Origin of the sequence: Pseudomonas sp. MWU16-30317, assembly GCF_020515695.1 — a bacterium.
Taxonomy (GTDB): Bacteria; Pseudomonadota; Gammaproteobacteria; order Pseudomonadales; family Pseudomonadaceae; genus Aquipseudomonas.
On record NZ_JAIWJA010000001.1, the window covers coordinates 764,597 to 778,455 of the forward strand.

At 61.4% G+C, this 13,859-nt stretch carries 13 protein-coding genes and 1 pseudogene; 7 read left to right on the plus strand and 7 right to left on the minus strand.

The genetic code is table 11. The annotated features are described in order from the left end of the window. The first annotated feature begins 7 nt into the window (after positions 1-7). Entirely contained in the window at positions 8-919 is a 912-nt protein-coding gene (locus LIX93_RS03335) for an SMP-30/gluconolactonase/LRE family protein (RefSeq protein WP_226502586.1), read from the plus strand. 170 nt (positions 920-1,089) lie between these two features. After that, positions 1,090-2,088: an AraD1 family protein gene (gene araD1 / locus LIX93_RS03340; RefSeq protein WP_226502587.1), complete on the plus strand. Its 999-nt coding sequence runs from the start codon at positions 1,090-1,092 to the stop codon at positions 2,086-2,088. Positions 2,089-2,223: 135 nt separating this feature from the next. Here araD1 and LIX93_RS03345 read toward each other — a convergent pair. Then, positions 2,224-2,298, minus strand: a pseudogene (locus LIX93_RS03345) (ribbon-helix-helix domain-containing protein); the annotation flags it as partial. 157 nt (positions 2,299-2,455) lie between these two features. On the opposite strand from LIX93_RS03345, the gene LIX93_RS03350 reads away from it, so the two are divergent. The 3 genes from LIX93_RS03350 to LIX93_RS03360 all read left to right on the plus strand — a co-directional run bounded on the left by LIX93_RS03350 (position 2,456) and on the right by LIX93_RS03360 (position 4,637). Then, entirely contained in the window at positions 2,456-2,809 is a 354-nt protein-coding gene (locus tag LIX93_RS03350; RefSeq protein ID WP_226502588.1) for a c-type cytochrome, read from the plus strand. A gap of 118 nt (positions 2,810-2,927) precedes the next feature. Continuing rightward, positions 2,928-3,713: a sulfite exporter TauE/SafE family protein gene (locus tag LIX93_RS03355; RefSeq protein ID WP_226502589.1), complete on the plus strand. Its 786-nt coding sequence runs from the start codon at positions 2,928-2,930 to the stop codon at positions 3,711-3,713. 279 nt (positions 3,714-3,992) lie between these two features. Then, positions 3,993-4,637, plus strand: a complete 645-nt coding sequence (locus LIX93_RS03360; protein WP_226502590.1) for a TIGR04211 family SH3 domain-containing protein — start codon at positions 3,993-3,995, stop codon at positions 4,635-4,637. Positions 4,638-4,678: 41 nt separating this feature from the next. On the opposite strand, the gene LIX93_RS03365 is transcribed toward LIX93_RS03360, so the two are convergent. Continuing rightward, positions 4,679-5,755 (minus strand): alkene reductase, encoded by a 1,077-nt coding sequence (locus LIX93_RS03365; protein WP_226502591.1) that lies wholly within the window; start codon positions 5,753-5,755, stop codon positions 4,679-4,681. 284 nt (positions 5,756-6,039) lie between these two features. On the opposite strand from LIX93_RS03365, the gene LIX93_RS03370 reads away from it, so the two are divergent. After that, on the plus strand, positions 6,040-7,950 hold the full coding sequence (locus tag LIX93_RS03370; RefSeq protein WP_226502592.1) for an EAL domain-containing protein: 1,911 nt from the start codon (positions 6,040-6,042) through the stop codon (positions 7,948-7,950). Positions 7,951-7,956: 6 nt separating this feature from the next. On the opposite strand, the gene LIX93_RS03375 is transcribed toward LIX93_RS03370, so the two are convergent. From LIX93_RS03375 to LIX93_RS03390, 4 genes are all read right to left on the minus strand, one after another. Continuing rightward, positions 7,957-8,994: a GlxA family transcriptional regulator gene (locus tag LIX93_RS03375; protein ID WP_226502593.1), complete on the minus strand. Its 1,038-nt coding sequence runs from the start codon at positions 8,992-8,994 to the stop codon at positions 7,957-7,959. A 72-nt stretch (positions 8,995-9,066) separates the two neighbouring features. Continuing rightward, positions 9,067-10,692 (minus strand): methyl-accepting chemotaxis protein, encoded by a 1,626-nt coding sequence (locus LIX93_RS03380; RefSeq protein ID WP_226502594.1) that lies wholly within the window; start codon positions 10,690-10,692, stop codon positions 9,067-9,069. 147 nt (positions 10,693-10,839) lie between these two features. Next, a complete protein-coding gene (locus LIX93_RS03385; protein ID WP_226502595.1) occupies positions 10,840-11,292 on the minus strand; it encodes a MaoC family dehydratase in 453 nt (150 codons plus the stop codon). A 111-nt stretch (positions 11,293-11,403) separates the two neighbouring features. Beyond that, entirely contained in the window at positions 11,404-12,330 is a 927-nt protein-coding gene (locus LIX93_RS03390) for a site-specific integrase (RefSeq protein WP_226502596.1), read from the minus strand. A gap of 61 nt (positions 12,331-12,391) precedes the next feature. On the opposite strand from LIX93_RS03390, the gene LIX93_RS03395 reads away from it, so the two are divergent. Beyond that, the gene (locus tag LIX93_RS03395; protein ID WP_226502597.1) at positions 12,392-13,297 is read left to right on the plus strand and encodes a LysR family transcriptional regulator ArgP; all 906 of its coding nucleotides are present in this window, start codon (positions 12,392-12,394) and stop codon (positions 13,295-13,297) included. On the opposite strand, the gene LIX93_RS03400 is transcribed toward LIX93_RS03395, so the two are convergent. Continuing rightward, the gene (locus tag LIX93_RS03400; RefSeq protein ID WP_226502598.1) at positions 13,254-13,592 is read right to left on the minus strand and encodes a GtrA family protein; all 339 of its coding nucleotides are present in this window, start codon (positions 13,590-13,592) and stop codon (positions 13,254-13,256) included. The genes LIX93_RS03395 and LIX93_RS03400 overlap by 44 nt on opposite strands. Positions 13,593-13,859: the final 267 nt, after the last annotated feature.

Sequence of the window (13,859 nt, forward strand, 5' to 3'; positions counted from 1 at the left end):
CGCCGCAGTGTCCGACGAACTTTATGAGCACCTTGACCCGCGCTTTCGCGCATTGACCATCCCCAACACCCAGCTCGAGCGCCTGTACGACAAATGCCGCTGGGCCGAGGGCCCGGTGTGGTTCAACGACGGGGGTTACCTGTTGTGGAGCGATATCCCCAACGAACGCATCCTGCGCTGGATACCCGACCACGGGGTGTCGGTGTTCCGGGCCAACTCCAACTTCGCCAACGGCAACACGCGCGACCTGCAAGGGCGGCTCGTGACCTGCGAGCACGGCACCCGACGAGTGACCCGCACAGAAGCCGATGGCAGCATCACCGTGCTGGCCGACCAATTCCAGGGCAAGCGCCTCAATTCGCCTAACGACGTGGTGGTGCACCGCGATGGCGCGGTGTGGTTCACCGATCCCACCTACGGCATCCTCAGCGATTATGAGGGCTTCAAGGCGGAACCGGAGCAGGAGGGCAGTTTCGTCTACCGGATCGACCCGCTTAGTGGCGTAATCGCCTGCATGGCCAACGACTTCGTACAGCCCAACGGCCTGGCGTTCAGCCCCGATGGCCAAACCCTCTACGTCGCGGATTCGGCCCGGAGCCACGACCCGGATGCGCCCCATCATATTCGCGCACTGGAGGTGATCGATGGCACGCGCTTGGGTGCGTCGAGGGTGTTCGCGGTGATCGAGCCGGGTATCCCAGATGGGTTTCGTATCGACGTGCAGGGCAATCTCTGGACCAGCGCCGGGGACGGGATTCAATGCTTCGCCCCGGACGGGACCTTGTTGGGCAAGATCCGCCTGCCCGAGAAGGTCGCCAACTTGACGTTTGGCGGGCCGCGGCGCAATCGGCTGTTCATTGCGGCGAATACGTCGCTGTACATGATCCATGTGGCCGTGACGGGGGCGCAGTTGCCGTGAGAGGCGTACTGCGGGGGCGCAAAACGGTGATGGGGTCGGGATGCCGATCTGTAGGCGTGGGGGGATGACTGAAAGTTATCGCTCAGTAAGCGTTTGTCATTAGGCAAGAACGCATTGAGAGCGGCAAGCTGCGCGAATCAGGCTCGATAATCATAAAAAGGGAGTAGTCCATGCGTCTCGTACAGTTTGAAAATACCCAAGGGCAGCGCCAGGTGGGCATGGTGGAGGGCGAGCAGATCCATATCGTCGTCGATACCACTTCGACCCGTGAGCTGGCGCTTGCCGCCATTCGCAACAAGCGCTCGTTACAGGAAGAAGTCATCGCGCGAGGGACCCAACCGAGCGACGAGCGCTATGCGCTGGCCCTGGAGCAAGGGCGCGTGCTACCGCCCCTCGACCATCAGGACCCGGCTCATTGCCTGGTGACCGGTACCGGCTTGACCCACCTGGGCAGCGCTTCCACCCGTGACAAGATGCATCAGCAAAAGGCCGCCGATCCCGGCACCCTGACCGACTCGGCGCAGATGTTCCAATGGGGTATCGAGGGCGGCAAGCCACAACCCGGCAGCCCAGGCGCGCAACCGGAGTGGTTCTACAAGGGCGACGGCTCTTGCGTGGTACGCCCCGGTGCCGCGTTGCAGCAGCCACCTTTCGCCGAAGATGGAGGCGAAGAGCCGGAGCTCACCGGGCTCTATGTGATCGGCGATGATGGCCGTCCGTACCGAGTGGGTTTCGCCTTGGGCAACGAGTTTTCCGACCACGTGCTCGAGCGTCGCAGCTACCTGTACCTGGCGCACTCCAAGCTGCGCAACTGTTCCTATGGTCCGGAACTGCGCGTCGGCGCCTTGCCGAGCCACCTGGCAGGCATCAGTCGGATCCGCCGCGGTGGCGAAGTGATCTGGGAGAAGGAGTTCCTCAGCGGCGAGGACAACATGTGCCACAGCCTGGAAAACCTTGAATACCACCACTTCAAGTATCAGCAGTTCTTGCGCCCAGGGGACGTGCACGTGCATTTCTTCGGCACCGCGACCCTGTCCGTCGCCGACAATATCCGCACCCAGGCGGGCGATGAGTTCGAGATCAGCATCAGTGAGTTCGGCGCGCCGCTGCGCAATACGGTGCAGGTGAGCCGCGAGGTGTTTCGTCCGGGTGATGTGCATAGCCTTTGATCGAAATGCAGGCTGTGTAAAACCATGGAAGCCGCCGCGTTTACCCGACGCTGGCGGTTTTTGTGCGGGCGCCGATCTCGATGGTCAGCCGGCCGCCCCTGCGCAGGCTGCAGGGTGTTGATCATGGCGCCTAGTTTGACTGGCGAGGAACATGCGAAGTGCTTGATCGGTGTCGGTAGAACCGGCGACGTGCCAGCAGGTAGTATTCATGTTTTGTACTACTGTAGGTGTTCGTGTGTTTATGCACTGCGATCGATTCTTCGCGCAACGACTCAATAGAGCTGTGGCTTCTGGTGGTATCGGGCCTCGGCTGCGCTCGTGCAATACCTCGCGCTCCCGCTTACGGCAATTGGCCTGTACCGTACTGATGCTCGTGAGCATTAGCAGCCATGCGCTGGCCGACGGCGATCCAAAGGCAGGCGAAGCCTTGTTCACCAAGACGTGCGGCGGCTGCCACAAGATTGGACGCTATGCACAGGCCGCCTTCGCGCCGCAACTGAACGGTATCTTCGGCCGTGTGGCGGGTACCACCCGCGACTACGTGTACTCCAGCGCCATGAAAGCCTCGGGTATTACTTGGCAGCGTGACACCCTCATGGCATTTATCAAGGATCCCAGCGACGTGGTGCCTGGCACCAATATGCATTTCTGGGGGATCAGCGATGCGCAAAAGCTAGACGACTTGCTGGCTTGGCTGCAGGCAAACCAGAACGCCGAATAATTCGGCGATTGCCGATCTGGAATAACAATAGATCACATCGATATATGGCGCTTATAAGAAAACTGGCTATGCTGCGCCAGTTTTTTCATAAGGCCGCGCGCGGCATCTAGGGCAGTTGATGGATTTCGGTAATATCGGTTTCGTAGTGGCAGGCTTGGTCGTCGGTTTCATCGTGGGCATGACCGGGGTAGGGGGCGGGTCCTTCATGACGCCGATCCTGCTGTGGTTCGGCATCAACCCGGCAACTGCGGTGGGCACCGACCTGTTGTACGCGGCCATCACCAAATCCGGCGGCGTGCTGGTGCACCGCAGGAACGACAATATCGACTGGACCGTCACCGGCTGGCTGACCCTGGGCAGCGTCCCGGCCGTGGCCCTGACGCTGTGGTACCTCAGCTCACTGCATACCGCCCCTGAGGCGATGAACGCCATCATCAAACAGGGCCTCGGGGTGGTGTTGCTGCTGACCGCGCTTGCCGTGCTGTTCAAGCAACAGCTGCTCGACTTCGCCCACCGCCGTGCCGGAGGCCGTTATCAGCCCAGTGGTGCGCGGCTCAATGCGATGACCGTGGTCACTGGCCTGGTACTGGGCACCATGGTCGCCCTGACGTCCATCGGCGCGGGCGCATTGGGGACCGTGGCGTTGTTCATTCTCTACCCATTTCTGCCGACCCGACGGTTGGTCGGTACCGAGATCGCCCACGCGGTACCGCTGACGCTGGTCGCCGGCCTGGGGCACGCCAGCATGGGCAATATGGATTGGGGCGTTTTAGGTTTTCTGTTGCTGGGTTCGCTGCCCGGCATCTATATCGGCAGTCAATTGACGGGCCGCGTGCCAGATAAAGTGCTACGCCCCTGCCTGGCGGTGATGCTGCTGTTGGTTGGCTACAAACTGACGTTCTGAAACGCGCCTCAAGCGTCAGCTGTCTGACGCGCCCATGCTCATATCCCTCCTTGACGGAACCTTGCGCCAATAAAACGGTCTTTGTGCTGGCAGCAATTTGGCTGCCCGACGCTGGCTGTCAGCCAGGTTCCAGGCGTTTTCCCTCGCAGTTAGCCACCGAGCGTGGCAGTCGTAGCGATATGCCCGTGCGTACTGGCGGCGCCTCGTCGATATTCAATCGTTATGGTCATCGGCCCGGTCATCGGGGCTTTTTTATCTATTTTTCAAGTGAATACCATTATGTCGCTGATCCGTCGTTCCGTTTTCCGCCGCTCGCCCTTGACCTGCCTGTTGGGCGGCCTGCTCGTCACCTTTGTCGCCAGCGAGGCCCACGGTGCCAGTAATGAGCGCTGGGTCAGCGACAACCTCAGCACGTACGTACGCAGCGGTCCCACCGATGGTTATCGAATTGTCGGCACAGTCAAGTCCGGGCAAAAACTGGAGCTGATCAATACTCAAGGTGACTACAGCCAGGTCAAGGGCGAGTCGGGTGACACGGTATGGCTGCCCAGCAGCAATTTGCAGGACGTGCCTGGCCCGGTCGAACGCGTGCCGCAATTGACCCAGCAGGTGACCGAGCTGAGCACACAGCTCAAGACTATCGACGACAGTTGGAAGCAGCGCGTGCAAGGCATGCAGGAAACCCTGGACACACGCAAATCGCTGATCGACGAGCTGCAGGGGCGCAGCAAAGCGCTCAACGATCAGTTGTCCGAAGCCCAATCGGATCTGCGCACCGCCCAAGCCAAGCTGGGTGACGAGAACAAGCAAGTGATGATGAGCTACATGGTCTATGGCGGCAGCATCGCCGGCGCAGGCCTGCTCGCGGGATTGATCCTGCCGGCCTTGAGCCGTGGCCGCAAGCGCAAGGATCGCTGGTTCTAAGTGCCGTGAGGCCCCGTGTGGGAGGCCTCGAACCTGGCGAGTCAGTCGGCGAACGGATAGTCGACATAGCCCTCGGGGCCCTGGCTGTACCAGGTCGCCATGACATCCTCGTTCAGCGCCAGCCCCTTTGAGAGCCGATAGGGCAGGTCCGGATTGGCGAGGAATGGCCGGCCAAAAGTGATCGCGTCCGCCTCACCGGCATCCAGTGCCGCTTGTGCGCGCTCCAGGGTGTAATCGGAATTGAGGATCAACGGCCGGCTGAACGCCTTGCGAATCACCGGGTGCACGGGCGGGCGGTCGGCCTTGCCGAAGGTGCCGTCGAATCCAGGTTCGCGCAGCTCCAGGTAGGCAATGCCTATCTTGTCCAGGCCTGCCGCCGCTGCGCTGAACAGGGTATTGGGGTCGCTGTCGTTGACCCCCTGCGAGTCGCCATTGGGCGACAGCCGCACACCGGTGCGTTCGGCGCCGACGGTGTGCACCACACGTTCGGCGACCTCCAGCAGCAAGCGAATGCGGTTGTCCACCGAGCCGCCATATTGATCCTGACGAAAGTTGCTGTTGTCGCGCAGAAACTGATCGATCAGATAGCCATTGGCGGCATGAATCTGCACCCCGTCGAAACCCGCTGCCAGGGCGTTGGCCGCGGCCTTCTCATAATCGTCCAGCAGGCGCTTGATCTCGTCCAGGGTCAACGGCCGTGCCTGGGCGTAGGGCTGTTTGCCGTCGTAAGTGTGAGCGCTGCCCGGCGCAGTGGTCGCCGAGGCCGATACCGGCGTTGCTCCGCCGATAAAGCTCGGATGCACGATGCGGCCCATGTGCCACAGCTGCAGGTCGATACGACCGCCTGCTTCGTGCACCGAGTCGGTCACCGGCTTCCAGGCTTCGACCTGCTCGTCGCTCCAGATACCGGGCGCATAAGGCCAGCCCAGGCCTTGCTGGGAGATACCGGTGGCTTCGGTGATGATCAGCCCAGCGCTGGCGCGTTGGGTGTAGTACTCGATCATCAGGTCGCTGGGCACATGGGTACGGCTCGAGCGCCCGCGCGTCAGCGGGGCCATGAATACGCGATGCGGAGCGGTCAGGGCGCCGAGATTGAGCGGTTCGAAAAGGCTGGGCATAGAGGGATCCTGTCACGAAGGAGAAGACGGCCAGAAATTGCGGGCACTGGATGTGCGACAAGCGCCCAGGTCGGTGGTTCCTGGCATGGTTTGGATCACTACGCACGCAATCACGCAATCGATCTGCCATTTATCGCCGAGCCTACAGAATCCGGGGCTTGCGCCGATAAACAAGCAAGCCTGACGCTAGCCGTCGACGTCAGCGTGGCCACTGCCAGACGCTGTTGGAAAACGAGATGCCCTCACCTATGAAGACAGAACTGGCCGCCAAATGGCGGACGCTGATGTCTGTGCCCCGCGACAATCCTAAACTGTTGCAGGCGCAGTACCGGGTGCTGTCCCGGCAAATCCCGATGATGTATTTCATCCTGCTGGTCAACAGTTGGGCCCTCGCCTGGACGCACTACAGTTATGCACCAGGCTGGCTGACACTGACCGTGCCGGTGGTCCTGACGTTGGTGTGTTCGGTGCGCAGTTGGGTCTGGCATCAGCGCCAAAGCCGCGCGATACCCGAGCCGCAAGTCATCTACGAGGCCCTGACCCGCACCACCCGCATGACCGGATTCATCTCCGCAGGATTCGCTGTGTGGGCGCTGTCGCTGTTCCGCTATGGGGGGGCGTACGAGCAGGCGCATGTCGCTTTCTACATGGGCATCACCGTCATCGGCTGTATCTTTTGCCTGATGCAGTTGCGCTCGGCGGCGTTGATCACGGCGGCGGTGGTCAATGTGGTGTTCGTCGGTTTTTTCGCCTCGACCCATATCACCACCTTTGTTGCCACCGCGGTGAACGTGGTGCTGGTGACAGGGGCCATGCTGGTAATCCTGCAGAACCACTACGGCGATTTCACGCGGCTGGTCAACGCCCAGGCCGAAACCGAAAAACTCAGTGACGAGAACCTGCGCCTGGCCAACCAGGACAGCCTGACCGGCTTGCCCAATCGCCGGCAGTTTTTCACCGCTCTGGATAAAGCCTTGGCGCAGGCGCAGCAGACGGGCCAGCGGCTGGCGGTGGGGATTCTGGATCTGGACGGCTTCAAGCCGGTCAACGATGTTTACGGCCATAGTGTGGGCGACCGCTTGCTGGTGCAGGTCGGCCAGCGTCTGACCGCATCGATGGACGCGACCATGCAGGTGGCACGGTTGGGCGGTGACGAGTTCGCCTTGATCTTCACCCATGTGCGCGATAATGAGCAGCTGCAGGCATTCGGCGACAGCATCTGCGCCGAGCTGAAAAAGCCCTTTACCCTGATCGACGTGCCGGTGCAGATCAGCGCCTCGCTGGGCATCGCCACTTACCCGGATCTGGCCTCCAGCGCCGCTAGCGTCTACGAATACGCCGACTATGCGCTGTACCAGAGCAAGCGCAATCATCCGGGCGTCCTGAGCTTGTTTTGTGCCGCGCACCACCAGCAATTGCAACGCGACACACTGACCGAACAGGCGCTGCGCCGGGCAAAGCTGGATTTTGAGTTCAGTGTGCTGTTCCAGCCCATCGTCGATCTGCACAGTGGCCGCACGGTAGCCTTCGAGGCACTTGCGCGCTGGGCCAGCCCGGACCTGGGCAGCGTGCCGCCCAGCCAGTTCATACCGATTGCCGAGCGCATCGGCTTTATCAATCGCCTGACCTTGCCGCTGTTGCGCAAGGCGCTGCGGGCAGCGGAACAGTGGCCGCCCGAGGTACGCTTGTCGTTCAATCTGTCCGCCCATGATTGCGGCTCCCAGGAAAACGTCCAGCAAATCATCGATACCATTCTGGCGAGCCAATTCGATCCGGCGCAGCTGGATCTGGAAATCACCGAAACCGCGGTGATGCAGGATATCGTCCAGGTACAGCGGGCCATCGGGTTGTTCCGCCGGATGGGCTGCGGCGTATCGCTGGATGACTTCGGCACCGGCTACTCGAGCCTGAGCCAGTTGCACGCGCTGGCCCTGACCAAATTGAAGGTCGATCGCAGTTTCGTCACCGGCATCCATGAAAACCCCGCCAGCTACAAGATCGTCAAGTCACTGGTGGCCTTGAGTCAGGACATGGGCCTGGACTGCATTATCGAAGGCGTCGAGACCACCGACGAGATGAATGCGCTGCTGAGCCTGGGCTGCCGGACCGTGCAAGGTTATCTGTTCTCCAGGCCCATGCCGTTCGCGCAGACACTGGAGTGGCTGGAAAAGAACCAGAGCCCGCTGCCGTCATAAGCGCAGTCATGAAGCACTGCGCCCGGCTGTGCGCAAGCGCCCGGGGGCGATGTCGAAGAACTCGCGAAAGCGCCGCTGAAAATGCGACAGGCTGACAAAACCGGTAGCCACGGCGATATCGGCGATCGGCCGGTTGGATTGCTGGATCAGTTGCCGCGCCCGGGTCAGGCGTAATTCGAGGTAATAGCGGGTCGGGGTGGCCTTCATGAAACTGCAGAACTGGCGCTCCAGATGACGCTTGGAAAGCTGCACGCAGCGAGCGATTTCGTCGACGCTCAAGGGCTCGTCGATATTGTTGTGCATCAGCTCCAAAGCGGACTTCAAGGGTTGTGGCAGCGTCGGGTCAGAGTCGATGGCCATGACGGAGATGTCTTGCACATCGGCGTTCTGATCACAGGCCAGAATCTCTTCCACGGCGCTGATCAGGTGTCCGGCGCCTTGGCGGCGCATGACCTCCAGCATCATGCGCAGCGAACTGTTGGCGCCCGCGCAACTGATCCGCTGGCGATCGATGACGAAGCTTCGCGAACTCAGTCGCACGTCGGGATAATCCTCCGCCATCATCGCTCGGCCTTCGGGATGGAAGGCGCATTCGTAACCGTCCAGCAAGTGCGCCTGGGCCAGGAACCATGCACCGTTCCACAGGCCACCAAGCATCGCCCCCTTGGCCGCCGCGGCGCGCAATTTGCTGCGCAGTACCGCGTGCTCGCGCAGGGCCACGCGAAAGCCGCCGCACAGGATGATCAGGTCCCAGGACTTTTCTTCAAGGGCGTTCAGCGCGTGGTCGGCCGAGATGACAATGCCCAGATCGCTGGTCACCTGGGTGGCGGTCAGCCCGAACGAGCAGACCTCGTAAAGCGGTTCAGGATTGAGCAGGTTGGCGGTGACCAGGGCATCGACGGCACCGGTGAACGCCATCATGGAGAAGTGTTCGAACAGCACCAGAGCGACCCGTTGGCGGTTGCCGCCGGATGATGCCAGGCCGCGCTTGGCCTGGTGCGCCATGTTCTTGTTGGCCAGTACGCTTTCGAAAGCGGATTGCATGGGGGTCCTTGGTCGAGCGCGGATTCTGCCGGCTATCTTGACCTAAACCAAGGACCCTGGCGAGGCCAGCTCTCAGGTCCGGAAACGCCCCACCAAAGCGCTGAGTTCGGCGGCCAGGCGCGACAGTTCGTGGCTGGCGGCGTTGGTCTGCAGGGCACCTGCCGCCGACTGCGCCGACAGATCGCGGATCGCCACCAGGTTGCTGTCCACTTCTCGCGCCACCTGGGCCTGTTCTTCCGCCGCGCTGGCGATCACCAGGTTGCGCTCGTTGATCTGGCCGATGGCGGCAAAGATGTCCTCCAGCACAGCACCAGAAGCCTGGGTGATTTCCAAGGTGCCCTGGGCGCGCGTGGTGCTGCTGCGCATCGACTCGACAGCCTGCTCGGCAGTGCCCTGCACGCTGGCGATCATCTGTTCGATCTCGCGGGTCGACTCTTGGGTGCGGTAGGCAAGGGTGCGCACTTCATCGGCCACCACTGCGAAGCCACGACCGGCTTCACCGGCGCGCGCAGCCTCGATGGCGGCATTGAGGGCCAGCAGGTTGGTCTGTTCCGAGACGGCGCGGATCACATCGAGGACCTTGCCGATATTGCGGACTTCATCGGCCAGGTGTTGGATGCGCTCGGCGCTGCCCTGGATTTCGGCGGTCATGGACTGTGTGCCGGCGATGTTTTCGCGCACCTGCTGGCGGCTCTTTTCCGACAGAGTGTTGGAGGCTGTGGCCGCTTGTGAGGTAGATACGGCGTTACGCGCCACCTCTTCGACTGCGCTGGTCATCTGGTTGACCGCCGTGGCCGCTTGTTCAAGCTGCATGTCCTGCTGCTGCAGGCCGCGGTTGCTTTCTTCGGTCACGGCGTTGAGCTCTTCGGCGGCCGAGGCGAGTTGCGTCGCGGAGCCGGCGATCTGGATCAGGGTTTCGCGCTGGCTGGCCTGCATGCGCTGCAACTCGACGAACAGTTCGCCGATCTCGTTGCGGCTTGGGGAGATGACTTCACGGGTCAGATCGCCATTGGCGATGCGCTTGAAATGCTCGCCGGCGTCGCGCAAAGGGCGCAACACTCGACCGCTAATGAATATCCAGCACAGCACTGCGAGTGCGAGCGTCACTGCGCCCAAGGCGATGGACAGCAGCTTGGCGGTGGCCAGGCGGGCCGTCGACTCTTGATTGATCTCGGCGGCGCGTGCGTCCAGCGCGCCCACCAGTTTGACGCGGATTTCCTGAAGCTTGGTCATGCCGTTACCGGCTGCGATATTGACCACGAAATATTGGTCTGCCGAACGCGCACGGGTAGCGGCCCGTTGACCGACGATCGCAGCGCCGTATTCGGCGAAGGCGCCTTTGAGGTCTTCGGCCAGCGCCTTGAGCTGCGGGTCACGCAGGTCGGTGGTCGAGGCATTGACCTTGGCGATGGCGTCGTTCCAGATGCCCTCGCTGCGCACCAGCCGCGCTTCGGCATCGTCAAAGCGACCGCCCACCGTTTCAATGAAAGCCGACGACACATTGGCGCTGGTGCGGATCGCCAGCAGCAGGGCGTTGTTGATGCCGTCGATCTGATGCGAAGTGCGGCTCAGCTCGTCGATCTGGTCATGGCTGCGCACAGCCGACCACCAACTATTGACGATGGAAAACAGCAGGGCCACAACGAACAGCAGCAAGACGCCGATCATGCCGGTGCGGACTTTGAGGTGGACGAACATGGGTTGCACTCCGGATTACGGATGAAATAATTGTCATCACGTTATCCACCGTCCGTCCGCAAACTTGAGCACTCGCCCGGTGCAATCCGGGCGATAAACGCACAGTTCAACGTCAACCGCTCTAGGTCGGTACTTGCACGCATTCGCTTATCGAGCGCTGCGAAACACAAGCAATTGGCTGATGGCGCGTTGCACGCATTCGCCGCGTTGGTTAAGGGTGTCGCATTGCACCACGACGATGCCACGGTCGGGTTTGGATTGTGAGGGCTTGATCTCCAGCACTTTGCTGCGCACGTGCAGTTCATCGCCAGGGCGCGTCGGGGTCGGCCAGCGCAGGTCGCTGCCAGCACCGATCAGGCCGTCGCCCAGGGGCAGGCTGTCGACCAGCAGGCGCATGGTCAGCGCGGCGGTGTGCCAGCCACTGGCGGCCAGGCCCGCAAAGAGCGTATCGCGAGCGGCGGCTTCATCGAGATGGAAGGGCTGTGGATCGAATTCCTTGGCGAAGGCTTTGATCTGTTCGAGCGTGATCACGGTGCTGGCGCTGGTGAAGGTGTCGCCGACGTTGAAGGATTCAAGGTAGAGCGAGGCGGGGGCGGTCATCAGCTATCTCCGAAAAGGTCCAATCGACCAGTAAAGCATATTGAATGATGATCACAATACCTGGGCTTCGGCGGTTAAGGCGCTAGTGCGTATTGCATAAACTCAACGGATTCACGGCAACAACTGCAGATTGGCAAACGACATCGCCGGGTCGATATAGCGCAATGCCGACTTCATGTCCTTCCAGCCCACGTAGGTCATCAACGCCTTGATGTCCCAACCGTTAGCGCTTGCCCAAGTGGCAAATCCGCGACGTAGCGAGTGACTGCTATACAGGTCGGCAGGCAGCCCGCCGCGCTCGAGCACGCCGCGTAGCAAGGGGATCAGGCTGTTGGCGTTGAGACCTTGTTCGCCCAGGTTGCCCCAGCGATCGATGCGCCGGAACACCGGGCCATGGGCGATGCCGGCCACGGTGATCCAGTTGCCATAAGCCTGCACCGGGCACAGGCGTTTGAGCGCCGGCGCGCGATAACTGACGCCTTGGTTGAGCCGATCCCCCTTGCTGTGAGGCAAATACAGGGTCATGCCGGTTCCGGGCTCGGCCTGGATGTGCTCGACCTGCAGGCGCGCCAGCTCGTCCCCGCGAAAGCCGCGCCAGAAACCGATCAATAACAGCGCGATATCGCGCCGGGCACGTAACAGTGCCGCCATGTCGTGACGTTCAGCGGCGGTCGCAGCGCTGGTTTCGAGCGCGCTGACCACCTGCTCCAACTGGGTCAGCAACAACGGCGCGGCTTGTTTCTGCTGCACTGGATGCGTGGCGCGGATGCCTTTGAGCAGCTGTTTGACCATCGGTGCCTTGGTCGGGTCCGGAAACCCTTGGCTGATGTGCCACTGGGCGAGGGCGGCGAGGCGCTGCTTGAGGGTATTGATGGAGTGGCGCTCGGCATGGTCCACCAGATAGCGCGCGATGCTGTCGGCGGTCGCTGGCAGAAAGCCACCCCAGCTGACTTCGAAGTGCTCGACCGCGGCCTGGTAGCTGCGCCGGGTGTTGTCGCGGGTGCCGGCCTTGAGATACCGCTCGATCTGCTCGTTCATGTCCGTCGGCAATACCTGTATAAGGGCAATGAATCTCAAGTATCGCACATCAGGAAAATCGATGATCGACTACAAACTGCTGGCCGCCCTGAGCGCGGTGATCGAGCAGGGCGGTTTCGAGCGTGCTGCCCAGGCGCTCAATCTCTCGCAATCGGCGGTGTCGCAGCGGATCAAACTGCTCGAAGCGCGGGTCGGTCAGCCGGTGCTGGTGCGCAGTAGCCCGCCGACCGCCACACCCGTGGGCATGAGCCTGCTCAACCACGTTCAACAGGTGCGGTTGCTGGAGCGCGACTTGCTGGGGCAGGTGCCGACGCTGAACGAAGCTGGCTTGCCCGATCGCCTGCGCATCGCCCTTAATGCCGATAGCCTCGCCACGTGGTGGGCGGGCGCGGTGGGTGACTTTTGTCGCGAGCAGCGCTTGTTGCTGGATTTGGTGGTCGAGGATCAGGAAGTCGCGCTCAAGCGCATGCGCGCCGGCGAAGTGGCGGCCTGTCTGTGTGCCAGCGAACGCCCCGTGGCTGGCGCGCGCAGTGTCTTGTTGGGGGTCATGCGCTACCGGGCGGTAGCCAGCCCTGCATTCATGGCCAGCCATTTCTCCCCAGGTGTCACGATTGAACGCCTGGAGCGAGCGCCCGCCGTGGTGTTCGGCCCGGACGACAGCTTGCAGCATCGTTACATGGCCTCGCTGCAGGCGGCGGGCAGCTTTCAATACCATCTGTGCCCATCGTCGGAAGGCTTTATCCGCATGGCCGAGGCGGGGATGGGTTGGGGCTTGATACCGGAGTTGCAGATTGCCGAGCAGTTGCGGGCAGGGGTGTTAGTCGAGTTGCTGCCGAACAGGTCGTTGGAAGTGCCGTTGTACTGGCACCATTGGCGTAATGGCGGTGAGTTGCTGAGCACGTTGACCGCCCATTTACGCAAGGTCAGTCATGAGTGGCTGGAGGTGCCCGTTTTTGTGGGTAACTGAGGCCGTTAACCCCTTGGGCCAAGGGGGCCTTGAACTGCGTGCACTGTCTGTGCGCGCAGGAGTCGTCGAACGCCATAAACACCAGGTACCGCGCCATAGAAACGTTTCCCCCAAAGGTGTAGAGGGAATCGGCATAGAACGAAAATGAGGCCGCCGCGCAAAACGCCAGGAAATTGCTCAGCGCCTGATTGAGTTCGAAGGCGTCACGGGAAATGAAGAATAGCTGCCAGTGAATCACGCTGTTGGCAATGCCTATCACCGCGTAGGTGGCGAACTCCTGCCAAGTCTTATCCATGTTCCTCCCCACGATCATTGCTCCCCTCTATTGGATGCGAGGCTAGAAGAGGGTGGGTGTCTACCTAGCAGATCTGATAGGTAGGTCGGAACGAGGCGCTCCTGATGCGGATTTCGGTACACCTCTGTAGCCCAGAAGCAGGGCCGCGAGCGGGCTGCCATTCGATAATGCTCAATTATTGAATGCTAGCTTCTAAGATTTTTACAAAAAGAATTCGCCATTGGTTCGGTGTAATTACATAATACGTACCACAGTACGAAACTATCC

Excerpts from the sequence above, each read along its gene's own strand:
- araD1 (WP_226502587.1), top strand. The coding sequence starts at position 1,090 with ATGCGTCTCGTACAGTTTGAAAATACCCAAGGGCAGCGCCAGGTGGGC.
- LIX93_RS03350 (WP_226502588.1), top strand. The coding sequence starts at position 2,456 with ATGCTCGTGAGCATTAGCAGCCATGCGCTGGCCGACGGCGATCCAAAG.
- LIX93_RS03355 (WP_226502589.1), top strand. The coding sequence starts at position 2,928 with ATGGATTTCGGTAATATCGGTTTCGTAGTGGCAGGCTTGGTCGTCGGT.
- LIX93_RS03360 (WP_226502590.1), top strand. The coding sequence starts at position 3,993 with ATGTCGCTGATCCGTCGTTCCGTTTTCCGCCGCTCGCCCTTGACCTGC.
- LIX93_RS03365 (WP_226502591.1), bottom strand. The coding sequence starts at position 5,755 with ATGCCCAGCCTTTTCGAACCGCTCAATCTCGGCGCCCTGACCGCTCCG.
- LIX93_RS03370 (WP_226502592.1), top strand. The coding sequence starts at position 6,040 with ATGTCTGTGCCCCGCGACAATCCTAAACTGTTGCAGGCGCAGTACCGG.
- LIX93_RS03375 (WP_226502593.1), bottom strand. The coding sequence starts at position 8,994 with ATGCAATCCGCTTTCGAAAGCGTACTGGCCAACAAGAACATGGCGCAC.
- LIX93_RS03380 (WP_226502594.1), bottom strand. The coding sequence starts at position 10,692 with ATGTTCGTCCACCTCAAAGTCCGCACCGGCATGATCGGCGTCTTGCTG.
- LIX93_RS03385 (WP_226502595.1), bottom strand. The coding sequence starts at position 11,292 with ATGACCGCCCCCGCCTCGCTCTACCTTGAATCCTTCAACGTCGGCGAC.
- LIX93_RS03390 (WP_226502596.1), bottom strand. The coding sequence starts at position 12,330 with ATGAACGAGCAGATCGAGCGGTATCTCAAGGCCGGCACCCGCGACAAC.
- LIX93_RS03395 (WP_226502597.1), top strand. The coding sequence starts at position 12,392 with ATGATCGACTACAAACTGCTGGCCGCCCTGAGCGCGGTGATCGAGCAG.
- LIX93_RS03400 (WP_226502598.1), bottom strand. The coding sequence starts at position 13,592 with ATGGATAAGACTTGGCAGGAGTTCGCCACCTACGCGGTGATAGGCATT.